A 16205-nucleotide genomic window follows, 5' to 3' on the forward strand; every position below is an offset into this window, starting at 1 on the left:
ACCGCTCCCTCTCCTTGCAGTTGCGAGGGCCCGCACCATCTCTGCGACTTCACCAATCCGGGCGGAGAAGAACATGACATTTGCCGGGCGCGAGCTGCATTCGAAGATCGCCGAGGACGGCCTGTTGTCCTTGTCGCTGGTCGACGTCGAGACCGGCGATCCCGGTGACGACGAAATCGTCGTCCGCATCGAGGCGACGCCGATCAACCCGAGCGACCTGGGATTGCTCCTCGGCCCCGCGGACCTGTCGACCTTGCGGGAAACGTGTGGCGATCGGCCCGGTCTCGACTTCACCGTGCCCCAGGCGCGGCTCGGGAGCGTGCGGGGGCGAGTGGGCAAGTCGATGCCGGTCGGCAACGAAGGCGCCGGTATCGTCGTCGCGGCGGGCAAGGACGCCAGGGCGCTGGAGGGCAAGCGCGTCGGGATGGTCGGCGGCGCGATGTATGCCGATTATCGCCGGATCAAGGCGCGGGATGTGATTCCGCTGCCCGAAGGCGCGAGCGCCGCCGACGGCGCTTCGATGTTCGTGAACCCCCTCACGGCGCTGGGCTTTGTCGAGACGGCGCGGCGCGAGGGCCACAGGGCGATCGTGCATACCGCTGCCGCATCGAATCTCGGCCAGATGCTCCAGAAGATCTGCCTCGCGGACGATATCCCGCTCGTCAACATCGTCCGATCCGATGAGCAGGCCGGCATCCTGCGCGCCATCGGCGCGACATATGTCCTCAACAGCAAGGATGCCGATTTCCCGGCTCAGCTCGCCGGCGTCCTGGCCGAAACCGGAGCGACGATCGCCTTCGACGCGATCGGTGGCGGCACGCTCGGCAGCGAGATCGTTCAGGCGATGGAGCGCGCGGCCGTCGGCAGCATGGGCGAGTACAACCGTTATGGATCGGACGTGTTCAAGCAGCTCTACATCTATGGCGCGCTCGACCTGTCGCCGACGACGCTCAACCGGTTGGCATTCGGTTTCCAGTGGAGCGTTTCGGGCTGGCTGCTCTTCCCGTTCCTGCGCAAGGCCGGCCCCGAAGTCGCGGACCGGATGCGCAAGCGCGTGGCGGACGAGCTGAGGACGACCTTTGCGAGCCACTATACGCAAGTCATCGGCCTTGCCGAAGCGCTCGATCCGGAAGTGTTGCGACGCTATGAGCGCAAGGCGACGGGCGAGAAATTCCTGATCGACCCGACAAGAGGTTGAGGCACGACCGGCAAGGCCCGGGTGCGGCCACGCCGCATCCCGGCCACCGGGGCCGGCTCAATCCGCCAGCGCGGCATAGCGTGAATCGAGTTCCTCGGCCTGTGCCATGTCGGCGTTCGCGCCGCGTTCGTCGCCGCGCATGCGGCGGACGAGACTGCGATTATAATAGCCGCGCGCCGTGTGCGGCGCATAGCGTATCGCGAGATCGAGATCGGCTTCCGCACGGGCGAGATCGCCTTCATGGCCATGGGCCAGGCCCCGATTGAGATAGGCGAAGGCGAGTTTCGGCTGCACCGCAATGGCCTGGTCCAGCGCATCGATCGCGCCGCGCCAATCGTCTTGCCATGCCCGCGCCAGCCCGTCCGCAAGCCGCGCCGCCGCGATGCCGGCCTCTCCCTTGGCGCCGGGATCGACCAGCCGCTTGCAGCCGCGCAGGCTCCGTTCGGGATCCTGGACCGTGCAGGCGTTCCAGTCGCCGCGCCGATCGGCCTTGCGGGCACGGGCCTTGCGCGTGGCGGTCACGACCAGCTCCTCCGTATCGGCTCCGCTGACCACGGTGACTGGAGTCGCGGATATTGCGGCGCGCGCGGCGAGCCTGTTGCCGGTGACGACGATCGGTTGGCTGGGTGTTGGTTCAGGCTGGGCGGCCGCCATCGTCGACTGGGGCGCCTGGGCAGGAAAGCCCTCGTGCGCGGTCGCCAGGTCCTGGCTGGCGGGGGCGGCATAGAGTGGCGCGGGGGCAGGTCGCTGAAGCTCCGCCCGCGCCTCCGGCCCGGGTTCCGGCGCGGGCCTGACGGCGGCAAGCGGGGCGGGAGAGGAGGGCGAGGGCGAGGACTCGCGCCGTGCCCGGCTGGTGCTGCGCTTGGCTATTGCAGCCCTGGGCGCTGCGGGTTCCGTCGTCACTGTCGGCTCGATCGCAGGCCGGGGCGGGTGGGGGATCGACGGCGCCTCTTCCAGCGTCTGCAATGCGAGGGGGATCGCGATCACGCCCACGAGCAGCACGGAAGCGAGAGCGCCAATCTGCGTCCGCTGGTTCCACCAGCGCGCGCGCGTCGCGGCCGGGCCGGGCCGGGCCGCGGCGGCCGGTTCCCCGTCGCCGTCGAACCTGCGCATGGCAAGCGCGATCGTCGCATCGCGCCGGGCAGGGCGCGAGGGGGGTGGTTCTGGCAGCAGCCGGGCGATATCGTCGTCACGATCCATTCATGCCTCCATGCCGGAAGGTCGGCACTTGCCGAATCCGGGAGTGGAGTGGAGGCTGGGTACGGGCATCGGGCGATCTATAGCTGCAATATCGGCGAGGTCGAAGGCATGATGATACGGGGTCCGAGGCTCGTCGAGGGGAGGGGTGCCGCCGCAGGGCGGCGACACCCGTAAGGTCACTGTTCGAGCGCCGCCATCGAACGCGCGGTCTTGGCCGCACGCACGAGCTGGAGGAATTCCGAGCGATAGCCGAAATCATCCTCTCCGCGCGCCGCGCTCGCCATGCCCAGCACATCGTCGAAGCTGAGCCGGCCATTGTAGCGCCCGCCGCGCAGCAGCTCGGCGAAGCCCGCCACGGTCGCCGCGAAGCGCGCGTCCCGGGGCGCATCCTCGAACCGGGCGAACATGGTCTCGCGGTCGATCGGTGTAGTGATGAGGCGGCTCGTGTCTGACTTGGGCAGCTTGTAGCGGATCTTGACGAAGCCCAGTTCGGCGGTTTGCCCGGCCGCCGCGGCAGGGGCGGGCTCCGCATAGCGCAGGTCGCCGATCGCGCGCGGGCCACCGACCGGCGTGACTTCGTAGATCGCCGTCACGGTCTGCCCGGACCCGACATCGCCGGCATCGACCTTGTCATTGTCGAAATCGTCGCGGTTCAGCATCCGCGTCTCATAGCCGATCAGCCGATATTCGGAGACTGCCCCGGGATTGAACTCGACCTGGATCTTCACGTCCTTGGCGATCGGGAACAACGTCGAGGTCGCCTCGTCGACGAGCGTCTTCCGCGCCTCCCCGATGGTGTCGATATAGGCGGCCGCGCCATTGCCGTTCTGGGCGAGCGCCTGCATCAGCGCATCATTGTAATTGCCCATGCCGAAGCCGAGCACCGACAGGAACACGCCCTTGCCACGCTCGCGCTCGACATAGCCCTTGAGTTCATTGTCGCTGGTGATGCCGACATTGAAATCGCCGTCGGTCGCCAGGATCACGCGGTTGACGCCCTTGGGGTCGAAATTCTGCTCGGCGAGCGCATAGGCCTGGCGAATGCCCTCGGCACCCGCGGTGCTGCCGCCGGCGCCCAGCCGATCGATCACTGCCAATATCCTGTCCTTGCTGCTCGCCGGCGTGGGCTCAAGCGCGGTGCCGGCCTGGCCGGCATAGGTGACGATCGCCACGCTGTCCTTGCCGTCCAGCTGGTCGAGCAGCATCGCCAGCGACCGCTTGACCAGGGGCAGTTTGCTGGGCTCGTTCATTGAGCCCGACGTGTCGATCAGGAATACGAGATTGGCGCGGGGACGGGTGGCGCGCTGGATCTCGTAACCCTTGACGCCGATCCGGACCAGCTTGCGCCCCGGCGACCAAGGGCTGGGAAACACCGCGACGCTGGTGCTGAACGGCTGCTCCGCGGTGCGCGCGGGGGCATAGTCATAGGGAAAGTAATTGACCATTTCCTCGGTTCGCACCGCCGCGGGCTGCGGCAGGACGTTCTGGTTGAGCGAAGCGCGCACGAACGAATAGGAAGCGGTGTCGACGTCGAGCGAGAAGGTGGAGACCGGCTCTTCGCGGACGATCTTGAAGGCGTTCTGCTGAGTGGCAGTGAACTTGTCGCGACCGGTATCGCGATAATAGGGGCTGGCCGGTCGGGGCTCGGGCTGCGCGACATAGCCACGGGTGCGGGCCATAGGCGCGGAAGCGACCGAGGCGGACGAGAGGACCGTGACCGGAGTGCCCGAGACCTGCTGGCTGGTGATCCCGCGCGAGGAGCCGGTCACGACGATGTCTTGCGCTTCCTGTGCAGGCTTCGCCTCGGGCACCGGCGCGGCGGCCGGATCGGGCATGGCGGCGAGGTGCTTGTCGGAATCCGTGCAGGCGGCGACCAGCGCCAGCACGAGCCCGGTGGCGAGCGCCTGGGGCAAACGGGGCATGACTTTCTCCCTTGGTTACAGCGGGCGAGATCGTCCGCATCCCCCTTGGACGCGCCGTTGCGGGAGAACCTTTGAACGGAGTCCGAATTTTTCCGGACGCGGCGGGTCAGCCTTCCGCGCCCGGCTTTCCGGCGACCCTTCGCCGCACTTCGTGCATGCGCCAGGCAATCGTGGCCTCTGCGACGCCCAGGATCGCCGCGGCCTCGCCATGGGTCAGCTGCTGCCCGGCGACCAGGATCGCGGTGTCGCGATAGGCCGGCGGCAGGCGGGCGATCGCGCTCTTCACCCAGAGCGCATCGTGCAGATCGCGCCCGTCCGGGCCGCGTGCAAGGCCGGCCAGCACCGCGAGCCGCTGGGCGACACCGCCGAACGACCGGCGGCGGCGATGCACGTCGCGACAGGCGTTGAACACGATTCCGCACAGCCAGGTGGTGAACTTCGCGTCGCCGCGAAAACCGTGGATCCGTTCGATGAGCGTGCAGCACACGTCCTGTGCGACGTCCTCGGCATCGGCACGCGAGCCGGTCAGCTGCCAGGCCAGGCCATGGATCCGGTCGTAATGGCGCTCGATAAGCAGGCGGAACGCCTCGCGCTCACCGGCGATGGCGCCCGTCACGAGGTCCGCATCCGGATCGCTGGCACGCATCGTCACGGCCCGAGCCGGCGGCCGCGCTGCGCCGGGGCAACGGGCTCATATCGATTCCCGGAACTGCGCGGCGCTTCTTCCCCCGACATGATCCGCTATCTGCCTCAATCCCGGCCGTGGCGCCATCGGGCATGGGAAGGAAGCGGAGGCGGCTACAGATCCGGACGATTGCGGCAGGCGTCGAGAAGCACGCCGTGGCCGCGCAAGCCACGCCTCCTTTCTCCCCACGCGCATCACCGATGCCCCGCGTGCATCCACCCGGCCCGGTGGACCAGCCCGGTCGCGAGCGGGTCGCCTATCGGGAATGCTTCACGGGCACTTCGTCAACTGGCCCTTTTTCGGGCCGGACGCGACATGGCATCTGCCGTTCTTGTCCTTCGTGACCGCGGCTTGCGGCGCCTTCGCCGCCGGTGTTGGACATTTGACGAACTTGCCCTTGGCATCCTTGCAGGGCCCCGCGGCAAAGGCGGGAGTCGAAGCAGTGAGCAATGCGATCGACGCTACTGCGAACGTAATCTTGCGCATATTCTCTCTCCTCGTCGAACGACTCGTCGGTCGGCAGGGGAGAGTAGCATCGTTTTCGGGGATACGACCAATCCGGCCTCCGGGGCCGACGGCCGCCCTTCGCGGGGGCCGGGCCAACCGCACCGGTCTCTCCCTTCTTCGACCTGGATCGTCTATCCGCGCCGGGGCCGGCCCGCGATCATGACTGCTTGACCCTGACGCTGCGTAATCCCCGATAGAGTGATTCGCGTGAAGATGAGGAAATGACATGCGCACGGTCAGGCAGATGGCGAAGGCAGCTGGGATCAGCGTGCGGACGCTCCATCATTATGACGCGATCGGCCTGCTGAAACCTGCGCATGTCGGCGCCAATGGCTATCGCTACTACGGCCGTACCGAGCTGCTGAAGCTGCAGCAGATCCTGTTCTATCGCGAACTGGGGCTGCCACTGGGCGAGATCCGGTCGATCCTCGACGATCCGGCCTTCGACTCGATCGCGGCGCTCCGGGGCCATCGGGTAGCGCTGGCTGCACGAGTAGAGCGCTATGGCGACCTCATCCGCACGATCGACCGCACGATCGCGTCGCTCGAAAAGGATGAAGCAATGGAAGATCACGAATATTATGCGGGCGTCTCGCCCGAGACCCGGGAACGTTGGGAGCGGGAGGCCGTCGCCTTCTGGGGCGAGGATGCAGTACGCGCCGCACAGGCCAGGGCACGCGCCTTTTCGAAGGAGCAGGTAATCGCGATTCAGGCTGAGATGGAGGGGATCCGGGCCGATTTCCAGCGGCTGTTCGCCGAAGGGGCGGCCCCCGGGTCGGAGCTGGTACAGGCGGTGACCGCGCGCCACTATGCCTGGGTCTCGCACAGCTGGGCGCCGGACGCCGCGGCTTTCAAGGGGCTCGGGCGGCTATATGTCGAGAATCCCGAGTTTCGCGGCACCTATGAGGATGGGGCGTCGCCGGGAACGGCGGAGTTCATCGCCGAGGCGATGGCCGTCTATGCCGATCATGCGCTCTGACATGGAGGGGCTGAGCACGCGAAGCCCCGTTTTGCCGTAAGGGCCCAGTCCCAATAGGGGCGGGCGATCGACCTGGCCTGCCAGACCGGTCGCCCGTTCCATTCAGCCGTCCCTCAGCCGTCCCAGTGCGAGCAGCGTATCACCGCGCAGGAATTGCCATGGTGGAAATGCGGCTCCTTGCCGGCGATGACCTCGGCCTTTCGATGGGGGCGAATTGAAGCAAGCCGCCGAATGGGCGAAGATCGTTGCCGACGACTCCAAGAAGTGACCCGCGCATGGTGCGTCCTTCGAGACGGGCTGATGCTTCCTCTCCGCCCCGTTGGCAAGGACAGGCAGAAATGATCGCAGGCCGATGCTGAACAGGCTGATCCCTATCGCCTTCACGTCTGGATTGATGGCCGCCGCATGGCCATGGGGAGCGATCGCACAGGAATCCGCGTCGCCCCCCGCACCAGCTCGCCAAGAGGAGAATTGGGCGGTCCACGGCCAGGCCACGCTTGTCACCCAAGGCGTTCTCGGCTTCCGCTCACCCTATGACGGGCCGAACAGCCTGACGCCACGCCAGGTCAGGGAAACCATCGACGCGACTGTCTATGTCGGCATGCGTCCCTGGCGGGGCGGAGAGTTGTGGATCAATCCCGAGATCGACCAGGGGTTCGGCTTGTCGGACACGCTCGGCGTTGCCGGTTTCCCCAGCGCGGAAGCGTACAAGGTCGGCAAGGCAAGCCCGTATCTCCGCCTGCAACGCTTCTTCGTTCGCCAGGTGTTCGATCTGGGCGGAGCAGCGCAACCGGTCGCGGGCGCCCCCAACCAGCTTGCAGGCAAGCAGACCGTCAACCGGCTCGTGGTCACGATCGGCAAGTTCGGCGTCGGCGATGCCTTCGACACCAACCGCTACGCACATGATCCGCGCGGCGATTTCCTCAACTGGGCGATCGTCGACACCGGCACCTTCGATTACGCGGCCGATGCTTGGGGCTACAGCACAGGCGCCGCGGTCGAGTGGTATCAAGGGCCTTGGACCTTGCGAGCCGGCGCCTTCAATCTGTCGAAGGTGCCGAACGGCGAGACGCTGGAGCGGAATTTCAGCCAGTATCAGTTGGTCGGCGAGATCGAGCATCGCCACGAGATCGCCGGCCATGCCGGCGCGGTGCGGCTGACGCTGTTCCGCAATCACGGGCGCTTCGGTCGGTTCGACGATGCCCTGGCGTTGGCATCGCTGGGCGGCGGCGTGCCCGATACGTCGCTGGTCAGGCGCCGGATGACTCGGTCCGGAGTCAGCCTGAACGTCGAGCAGGAAGTGACCGGCACGCTGGGACTGTTCGCGCGCGCCGGCATCGCCGACGGCGCGATCGAACCCTATGACTTCACCGACATCGATCGTACCGTGGCGGTCGGCGGACAGCTCGATGGCAGGGCATGGGGACGTGGCGGTGACGCCATCGGCTTTGCCGCCGTCGTCAACGCCATCGCTGCATCGCATCAGCGCTATCTGCGGGATGGAGGCATCGGCCTATTGGTCGGCGACGGCCGACTCCCGCGCCCCGGCCAGGAGCTAATCGGCGAAGCCTATTACGACTGGCAGGCGGTGCGCGGCATCCATGTCACGCTCGACTATCAGTTCATCGCGCACCCCGCCTATAACCGCGACCGGGGTCCGGCGAACGTCGTCGCCCTGCGGCTGCATGGAGCCTTCTAGCTGCTGTCAGCTGGTGCGGGATCCTCTCCAGAGGGCAGCGAGGCCTGCCTTGCGCGATCCGAAATGCGGCCATTCGGGCTTTCGAGACGGGCCCCGAGGATAGTCATTCGTTTGGGGCGGCCGTGTACTGGCGACGGCGAGCGCGTGCTCTCCATGGGAAGCCGCCCACCATCACGGCCATGCAGATCGGCATCAGAACCACCCCCTCAGCTTGAACCAGATGAGGGGAACGATCGCGCTGAGGATGATCATCGCCCACCCATAGGGGTAGCCCCAGGCCCAGTCATATTCCGGCATGTTTTTGAAGTTCATGCCATATATTCCCGCGACCAGGGTCGGTGGGATGCCGACGAGCGAGATGATCGTCAGAATCTTGACGATGTCGTTCTGGGCAATGCCCGTCAGCCCGACCAGCGCGTCCATGGCGAACTGGACCTTGCCCGCCAGCCGCTCCTCATATTCGATGAGGGAGCGGATATCCCGGTCGAGATTCGTCAAGCGCGACCCCAGGGTTCCGCCTGACCAGTCGCCGGCATGCTGGCCGATATAGGTGAGGGCGCGACCCAGGCCTTGCAATCCGTCCCTTATTTCGGAGAGCTTGTCGCCAAGCCGCCCGACATTACGCAGTTGCCGCCGCAGGATGCGGTTTTCACGCGCCGCATGGGGGCTGCCGGGATCGTCCGTGCGGAATATCCTGGAGGTAAGGCCGTTCAGGTCGCCAGCTGCTTGCTCGAGAAGATCCGCAATGCGATCGACACTTTCTTCACAGAGCAGAAGGAGGATCTCGAGGCTGCTGCCGGGCGTTTCCCGTCCATCGGCAAGCCTTTCGGAAACGTCGTCGAATGCCGTCAACGCCGCAAATCTGATGGTGATCAGGTGGGTCTGCGAAAGAACGAAGCCCACCGGCAATTGTGTATCGATTGCGTCCGGGTGACGCACGGCCAATGGCGTGCTCAGGTAGAAGACGCCATGCTGATATCGGAGCCGGCTGGAACTCTTGATTTCGCGGAGCGCGTCGATGGAAGGTAGCCGAAACCCCGTCGCGGCCTCAACCTCGGCGATTTCCGCATCTGTCGGACCAACCAGGTCGATCCACATTGTCGCGGAAACAGGGGCGCCCACCTGCTTCGTCAGCGAATCATGCTGCGCGGGGAAAACGTTCAGCATCTGCTCTCGACACGCTATGATCTGTTCCGAAGCATCGTATGGCCATGGCAGACGCATATCCGCAACGGTGGGGGTGGTGCGACCTTCGGGTGGATTGGGTCCCCGAACCGGGAAAGACATCAGTCATCGCAGATAGACCGCGCTGCTCGATGCCTTCATTTCGATCTCCTCCGGATTGGCGCCTTCCGTTCTCTTCCGGCGCCTTATTATGGCATGGATTCACAGCCGGATAGTGCCGTTGATGACCCGCAATGGGTTTCAGTTCGCCGCAACTGCGCGGATGCGCAGATACCCAGGGGCCATTGGAGCCAGTCTCGGTGGCACGCGGCCCTGGCAGCAGAACAGCTTCAGCCGCCTGCGCCCCGACTCCGGCATCACGCGGCGGCAAGCGCACCGACCAGGCCTGAAGCATCTCGGCCTGGCTGACGTCATCGCCGGACCGAAGCGTCCACCGCTAGACCGTAGATGCCGTTCGATTTTCGATGGGGATCTAGAATAAGACCGTTTCCGGTCGATGCCGATGATGATTTGGATATAGAGGTCGGTTTCGCAATCGCGTTGTTGCCTCGACACCCCGGTCTTCACCAGCCAGTTGGCATGTGGATCCCTAGGGGGAATTGGAACAGGAAGAGCCGCGGAAGGGCCAAGGGACGATAGATGCTTGATGACCGCACAAAACTGTCCCGGGCAGAACCAAGCGACGTAGTACCGACCGTTTTTGCGCCGATCGCCCCGACACCGGCGCTGCGCGACGACGAACCCTATTCAAGGGAAGAACTACTTCACGAGATATTCGATGCGACCAGCTTCAGGCATGGCGCGCGGTGCGCGCTGCGATTCCTGGGAGACGACCCGGATAGCAGCCGCCGGACGGAGCTGAGCTATGCCGAGCTGTACGAACGCTCGCTACGCTTTGCACGACAACTGCGGTCGATGGGTGTTTCGCGCGGAGACCGCGTCGTCCTTTGTCTTCCCCGCGGGCTCGACCAGTATATGGCGATCCTCGGTACGCTGCGCGCCGGCGCTTGTTATGTGGCGGTCGACTGGACTTATCCGCAAGATCGTATCGATTTCATCGCGGAGGACAGCGGCGCTGTCCTGATCGTGACGGAAAGCGAGCGCGCGGGCGAGATGTCGGTCCGGACCTTGGCGGTCGACACGGCACTCGGCGATTTGGCGGCGCACGAAGCGATACCCATCGATCGGACCGAAACCGGCGCCGCGCCCGATGACCTTGCCTACATCATCTACACATCCGGTACGACGGGGCGTCCCAAGGGCGTGATGATCACGCATCGAAACGCCTGCCATCTCGTACGTTCGGAATCCGCGATCCTGGCGCTCGAACCCAGCGACAAGGTATTTGGCGGGTTCAGCCTGGCATTCGATATGTCCGTCGAAACGATGTGGAGCGCGTTCTTCGTCGGGGCCGAGCTATTCGTCGCTTCGGAGGCGCTCGCCAAGGCGGGCCCCGACATGGCGACGACACTGGCGGAGGAAGACCTGACGATCTGGCATGTCGTCCCTTCCTTGCTCACGCTTGTCGAGGCCGAGATGCCGGCATTGCGGCTGCTCAATCTCGGCGGTGAAGCCTGTCCTCCCGACCTTGTCGAGCGCTGGGCGCGGCCCGGCCTCACGATGCTCAACACTTACGGTCCAACCGAGACAACGGTGACGGCGACCTGGACGGAAGTACAGCCGGGGCGCCGAGTGACGATCGGCCGTCCCTTGCCTGGCTATACGGCATGGATCGTCGACGAGCAGCTTTGGCCGGTACCGGCCGGTGCCGAAGGCGAGTTGGTTATCGGAGGGCCAGGGGTGGGCGCCGGTTATGTCAACCGGCCCGATCTGACTGTCGAGAAATTCGTGCGCACGCCGTTCGACGGCCCGAACGGAGAGCCCGCCCTGATCTATCGCTCGGGCGATCTGGTCAGGCTCGATGCGGTCGGCGACATCGAGTTCATCGGACGCATCGACACTCAGGTGAAGATACGCGGATTCCGCGTGGAGCTCGGCGAGATCGAGGCAGTGATTGCCGACGATCCCAATATCGCCCAGGTGATCGTCAATCTGTTCCGCGACGATGACGGAGCGGAATTCCTCGCCGCGTTCGTGGTGGCGCGCGGCGATGCGGTTGCCGACCTCGACGCTGCCCGCGCGCGCGTCCGTGAGCGGCTGCCCAATTATATGCGACCGGCCGCCTATCAGTTGCTGGACGTGCTGCCGACGCTGCCGGCCTCGGGCAAGGTCGATCGCAAGGCGTTGCAGCGGCCGGCAATCTCGCCGACGGAAGATCGTGAAACAGTCGATCCGGCAACGCCTCTCGAGACGCAGCTCCACAGCATTTGGGCAGAGATGCTGGCACCGCAAAAAGTGTCGGTGCTCGACGACTTTTTCGAGGACCTTGGCGGACATTCGTTGAAGGCCGCACGGTTGGTCTCGGCGATCCGCAAGACACCGGGCCTGGCCGGCATCTCGATCCAGGACCTTTATGCCGCGCCGACCATCCGTGCGCTTGCTGCGCGGCTCGAAGGCGCGGTGGTTGGGGAAGCCGCCGAAGAACTTCCCTATCATCGCATTTCGACCGCCAGGCGTTGGCTGTGTTACGTCGCCCAGACGATTGCGTTGATCCCGATCTATACGGTCGCGGGGCTGCAATGGTTCTTCCCCTATATCGCCTATACGCGCCTCGCCGATCAGACCGATCGCGTGTCGGCGCTGTTGCTGAGCGGGTTGAGCTTCATTCTCATTCCGCCTCTCGCGATGTTCGTTTCGATATTGGTCAAATGGTTGGTGATCGGCCGCTTTCGCGCGGGGGACTATCCCTTGTGGGGTGCCTATTATTTCCGCTGGTGGTTCGTCCGCCGTTTTTCGGAAGTGATCGCCACACCCTATCTCGCCGGCACGCCGATGATCCGCGGCTATTATCGTCTGCTCGGGGCCAGAATCGGCAAGGGCGCCTTTATCGGCCGCTGCAATATCGACACCGCCGACCTGGTATCGATCGGCGAAGATGCCATCGTCAGTGACTATGCCATGCTGGCCACCAGTTCGGTCGAGCGCGGATTGCTTCGGTTGGGAACGGCCACGATCGGAGCCGGTGCATTCGTGGGATCGATGGCCGTGGTCGGACGCGATTGCACGATCGGTAACCGGGCCGTCTTTGAAGATCTCTCCGCGCTGCCGCCGGGTCGCCGGATTCCGCCAGGCGAACGCTGGAGCGGCTCACCGGCGGCCGCGACGGCTACCGGGCTCGTGCCCAGGGCGGACGGCGAAGCAGGTGCCTTGCGGAGGAACGTCGTCGCCTTCGGCCTTGCCATCGCGGCGTTGCTCCTGCCGTTGGTTGCGATCATGCCGATCGCGCCGGGGCTGATCACCATGATGGAGATAGACTGGAACAGCGACAGCTACGCCTATCTGCTGATCTCGCCATTCCTGGCGGTGACCTATGTCCTGCTGATGTGCACGCTGACGGTCGCTGCCAAGCGATTGATTCTCGGACCCGTCAAGCCAGGCCGCTATTCGATTCATAGCTGGTTCTATGTTCGCTTCTGGTTCGTGCAGCAGGTCAACGACCTGGCATTGCGGCTCCTGCACCCGATCTATGCGACGCTGTACGTCATTCCCTGGTACAGAGCGCTCGGAGTGCGGGTGGGCAGGCGAGCGGAGATTTCGACCGCCGCCGCCATTGTCCCGGATCTCGTGGATATCGGTCCTGAAAGCTTCATTGCCGATGCGGTGCTGTTTGGTGCCGCCCGGGTCGAACCGGGCGTCATCCAGCTTGCCCATACGCGGATCGGCCGACGCTCGTTCATTGGTAACTCCGCCCTTTTGCCGACCGGCGCCACAATCGGCGATGGTGTGTTGATCGGCGTGCTTTCCAAGCCCCCGGCCAATGGCGGAGCCGTGAAACCCGACGGCACCTGGTTCGGCTCGCCGCCGATTTCGCTGCCGGTCCGCCAGACGGTCGGCCTGTTTGACGAGGGCGCGCGCTTCAATCCCAGCAAGCGGTTGGTGGCCATGCGGCTGGCGATCGAAGCTGTTCGAGTGACGCTGTCGCTGACCCTGTTCGTGGCTTTCTTCAGCCTGCTCTTCTCAGCCGTCGGCGAACTGGACGACCTTCGGAACGGCGACACGTTGGTCCTGTACGCTTTTCCCTTCCTCTATATCGGGTTCGCGCTGGCATGCGGCATGTCGGTGGTCTTGCTGAAATGGCTGGTGATGCAGCGTTACAAGCCGACGACCAAGCCACTCTGGAGCACCTTCGTCTGGCGTACGGAGCTCGTCACCGCCACCTATGAGAACCTGGCGGTGCCCAATCTTCTCGAGCCGTTGCGCGGTACGCCGTGGCTACCCGCCTTTTTGCGCTTGCTCGGCTGCAAGATCGGACGGCGGTGCTACATTGATACGACGGACGTCACCGAACACGACCTGGTCGTGATCGGGGACGATGTCGCGCTCAACGACTTCGCGGGCCTTCAAACGCATCTGTTTGAGGACCGCGTGATGAAGGTCAGCGGCGTGACGGTGGGTGATCGCGCAACGATCGGCTCCTACGCGATCGTTCTCTACGACGCCGAGATCGGTGAAGACGCGCAGTTGGGAGATCTTTCGGTTGTCATGAAGGGGGAGACCTTGCCTCCGGGAACGTCCTGGGAGGGGTCGCCGGCACGTCTTGCCTCCGGTGGATGACAGGGCCATCTGGTTGATCGGCGGCATGGCTGCGCTGCCGAAACTGGGGAGGGCGCCGCTGCTTTGGCAAACGCGGCTCGATGATCCGGCGGTGGCCGCGCTCGCTTGCCGCGCGTCACTGGATGCGGCCGACCTTCGCGATCTCGCGAGATTGCCGCAGTCAGCCATGCGTGCCACGCGGCGGAAATTGACCAAGTTTCTGCTCTCCGGGCTGGCTGGCCTGCACCCGCAACAAGTCCTTCTGGATCGATCCGAAACCGGGGCGATCAAGGTGGCCACGCCGGCCGGCTGGCATGTGAGCCTGGCGGGGCAATGGCCTTTTTGTCTGATAGGCGTCTCGCATCGGCCGCTTGGTGTCGACATCGAACCGCGCGATGTCGCCGCACCGCCTGACAGCGCTTTCACATCGCGCGAATATGCCGAGCTTTCGAATGCCTCCGACAGCGAAAGGCTGAAGCGCTGGCTCATGAAGGAAGCCCATGCCAAATTGTACGGCAATGCCGCGCAAGTGGCGCCGGACAGCATCGAGACCTTTATGGACGGCGATCGGGCGACAGCGCGGTCGACGTCCGGCTGGTCGGAAATCGCGTTCCACCATGGCGACCAAGTCGTGTGTGCGGTTGCCCAGGAGATATACTAGGCCGTGAACTAGGGGATCGGATGGGGCTGGCTCCAGGTCGGGCACCAGCTGAAGCGGGCGCCGTTCGAGACCGAGAAGAAGCCGCAGGCGTCGATCATCGCGACCATCGGGTTCTGAGCCGATGCCGTGCTATGCGGCACGGCGTTCCGGTTGCGGGCGGCGATCGGTGCTGAGGGCTTACATTCCAATGTTAAACCGCATTCGAGAAGGGACAATTTCGCCAGAGGCTCGGCCGTGGGGCCTGAAGGTACTTTTGTGGGCGGGCTTGTCGGCTTTGGCGCAGATCAGTTGAGCGGGACGTCCGACGCAATCGGGAGTGGGGTTGCTGACGCGATCGATTATGTGGGATCGGGACAGTCGGGCAGGGACTTCCAGGATCTCATCCGCTCCTATGTCGATCTGTTTATCCCGGATGAAGTGAAGTACCCAGACACCTCAACGCCCAGTGCACCCTCACCGTGATATGAGAAGTGAAAATGATACTCGCTAAGACAAGTGTGCTGAAGGTTGTTTGTATGTGGCTGATATTGGCCATGCCACTATTCGCAATCAGCAAGATTATCTATCGCGGGCAGTCATTTATCGATATTATTTCCTATATGGCGGATACTGGAAAGCTCCCGGGCTTTCTAATCGCTGTGGCGGCTTTCCTCTATTTCCTAGTTCGCTTTTTCTATCCGGCTGCTGTCGAGACTTTCGCTCCTCGGACGCTGAGGATGGTCGGCGACGATCTGGTGATCGGCAGGCACATTTTGCCGCTTGCGAGTATCATCGCAGTGTCCCGGTACAATAGTTTGCTGGGGAAGGGCCTGCAAATCCGAACCGCAGACAAGACCCTGTACTGCAACATGGTCATGAAGAACGGCGACGCGAACTCCGCCATGCAGGCGATTGCGGCCAGGATGCCGGCAAAGGGGGGCGGCACGGCTTGAAGTGCCGGGGGAGCCCGATTGTGGAATCGTTTCAGCTCGATATCCACACCTCCGGCTACCTGTTAGCGCAATTCTGAAAAGAGACAGTTTTCACCAACATTGCTCTTTGGTGGGCGCCGTGCGGCAGAGCATAGCGCTGCAGCCTCCATGCCACCACCGCCGCGCGGATCCAAAGCGCTGGTGGCGGTGGTGGCATGGAGGCCTGCCCAGGGGCTCAAAGATAGCAGGGACAGAAGTGGACCCGCTGCGAGTGCGGCGGGTCCGGTCGATTTAGCCGCATTGGCAGTAGGCGTCACCGTTTCCACGCAGCCGATGCTCGACGTGCGTGAGATGATCCGCGCGAATCCTTCGGGTTCAGGGGCGACTCTTCCTTTATCTTGAATATGATGAACATCGCGAACGCGATAAAAATCTCGGTTCCGCAGGAACTTCAAGCATCTCTCTAGGTTTGCTTGAATAGGGGCGTTCTTCCCTACAGCATATGTGAACAAAACCGATACGAAGCGGAGGTTGCTGATGACCCGCGTTGTTTCGTGCCGTGTAGCTCTGTTGGGCAGCAGTACACTTGCTCTTCGAGATCAGGC

General features: G+C 64.2%; 13 protein-coding genes. 6 read left to right on the forward strand and 7 right to left on the reverse strand.

What is annotated here, in order from left to right; all coding sequences use genetic code 11:
• Positions 1-73: 73 nt before the first annotated feature.
• Positions 74-1198 (forward strand): zinc-binding dehydrogenase, encoded by a 1125-nt coding sequence (locus FFS08_RS06880; protein WP_137863568.1) that lies wholly within the window; start codon positions 74-76, stop codon positions 1196-1198.
• A 57-nt stretch (positions 1199-1255) separates the two neighbouring features.
• Here FFS08_RS06880 and FFS08_RS06885 read toward each other — a convergent pair whose 3' ends face one another.
• From FFS08_RS06885 to FFS08_RS06900, 4 genes are all read right to left on the reverse strand, one after another.
• The gene (locus FFS08_RS06885) at positions 1256-2398 is read right to left on the reverse strand and encodes a hypothetical protein (protein WP_137863567.1); all 1143 of its coding nucleotides are present in this window, start codon (positions 2396-2398) and stop codon (positions 1256-1258) included.
• A 176-nt stretch (positions 2399-2574) separates the two neighbouring features.
• A complete protein-coding gene (locus tag FFS08_RS06890) occupies positions 2575-4320 on the reverse strand; it encodes a vWA domain-containing protein (protein ID WP_137863566.1) in 1746 nt (581 codons plus the stop codon).
• A 106-nt stretch (positions 4321-4426) separates the two neighbouring features.
• Positions 4427-4966: an RNA polymerase sigma factor gene (locus tag FFS08_RS06895; protein WP_137863625.1), complete on the reverse strand. Its 540-nt coding sequence runs from the start codon at positions 4964-4966 to the stop codon at positions 4427-4429.
• Between the two features lie 309 nt (positions 4967-5275).
• Positions 5276-5491 carry a hypothetical protein gene (locus tag FFS08_RS06900; protein ID WP_137863565.1) on the reverse strand — a complete coding sequence of 72 codons (216 nt, stop codon included), beginning with the start codon at positions 5489-5491 and terminating at the stop codon, positions 5276-5278.
• A gap of 247 nt (positions 5492-5738) precedes the next feature.
• Here FFS08_RS06900 and FFS08_RS06905 point away from each other — a divergent pair, with 247 nt between their 5' ends.
• Positions 5739-6491, forward strand: coding sequence for a MerR family transcriptional regulator (locus FFS08_RS06905; protein ID WP_137863564.1), 753 nt, complete (start codon positions 5739-5741; stop codon positions 6489-6491).
• 352 nt (positions 6492-6843) lie between these two features.
• Positions 6844-8190 (forward strand): carbohydrate porin, encoded by a 1347-nt coding sequence (locus tag FFS08_RS06915; protein ID WP_137863563.1) that lies wholly within the window; start codon positions 6844-6846, stop codon positions 8188-8190.
• Between the two features lie 192 nt (positions 8191-8382).
• On the opposite strand, the gene FFS08_RS06920 is transcribed toward FFS08_RS06915, so the two are convergent.
• Positions 8383-9357, reverse strand: coding sequence for a magnesium transporter CorA family protein (locus tag FFS08_RS06920; protein ID WP_137863562.1), 975 nt, complete (start codon positions 9355-9357; stop codon positions 8383-8385).
• Between the two features lie 657 nt (positions 9358-10014).
• Here FFS08_RS06920 and FFS08_RS06925 point away from each other — a divergent pair.
• Together FFS08_RS06925 and FFS08_RS06930 are read left to right on the forward strand one after the other, a co-directional pair.
• A complete protein-coding gene (locus FFS08_RS06925; RefSeq protein ID WP_137863561.1) occupies positions 10015-14049 on the forward strand; it encodes a Pls/PosA family non-ribosomal peptide synthetase in 4035 nt (1344 codons plus the stop codon).
• A gap of 25 nt (positions 14050-14074) precedes the next feature.
• A complete protein-coding gene (locus FFS08_RS06930; protein ID WP_137863560.1) occupies positions 14075-14689 on the forward strand; it encodes a 4'-phosphopantetheinyl transferase family protein in 615 nt (204 codons plus the stop codon).
• 8 nt (positions 14690-14697) lie between these two features.
• On the opposite strand, the gene FFS08_RS24210 is transcribed toward FFS08_RS06930, so the two are convergent.
• Positions 14698-14829, reverse strand: coding sequence for a hypothetical protein (locus FFS08_RS24210; protein WP_283214633.1), 132 nt, complete (start codon positions 14827-14829; stop codon positions 14698-14700).
• Positions 14830-15165: 336 nt separating this feature from the next.
• Here FFS08_RS24210 and FFS08_RS06935 point away from each other — a divergent pair, with 336 nt between their 5' ends.
• Positions 15166-15621, forward strand: a complete 456-nt coding sequence (locus FFS08_RS06935) for a hypothetical protein (protein WP_137863559.1) — start codon at positions 15166-15168, stop codon at positions 15619-15621.
• A 62-nt stretch (positions 15622-15683) separates the two neighbouring features.
• On the opposite strand, the gene FFS08_RS06940 is transcribed toward FFS08_RS06935, so the two are convergent.
• Positions 15684-16055 (reverse strand): hypothetical protein, encoded by a 372-nt coding sequence (locus FFS08_RS06940; RefSeq protein WP_137863558.1) that lies wholly within the window; start codon positions 16053-16055, stop codon positions 15684-15686.
• Positions 16056-16205: the final 150 nt, after the last annotated feature.

It is taken from the genome of Sphingomonas sp. 1F27F7B (genome assembly GCF_005503355.1).
Taxonomy (GTDB): Bacteria; Pseudomonadota; Alphaproteobacteria; order Sphingomonadales; family Sphingomonadaceae; genus Sphingomonas.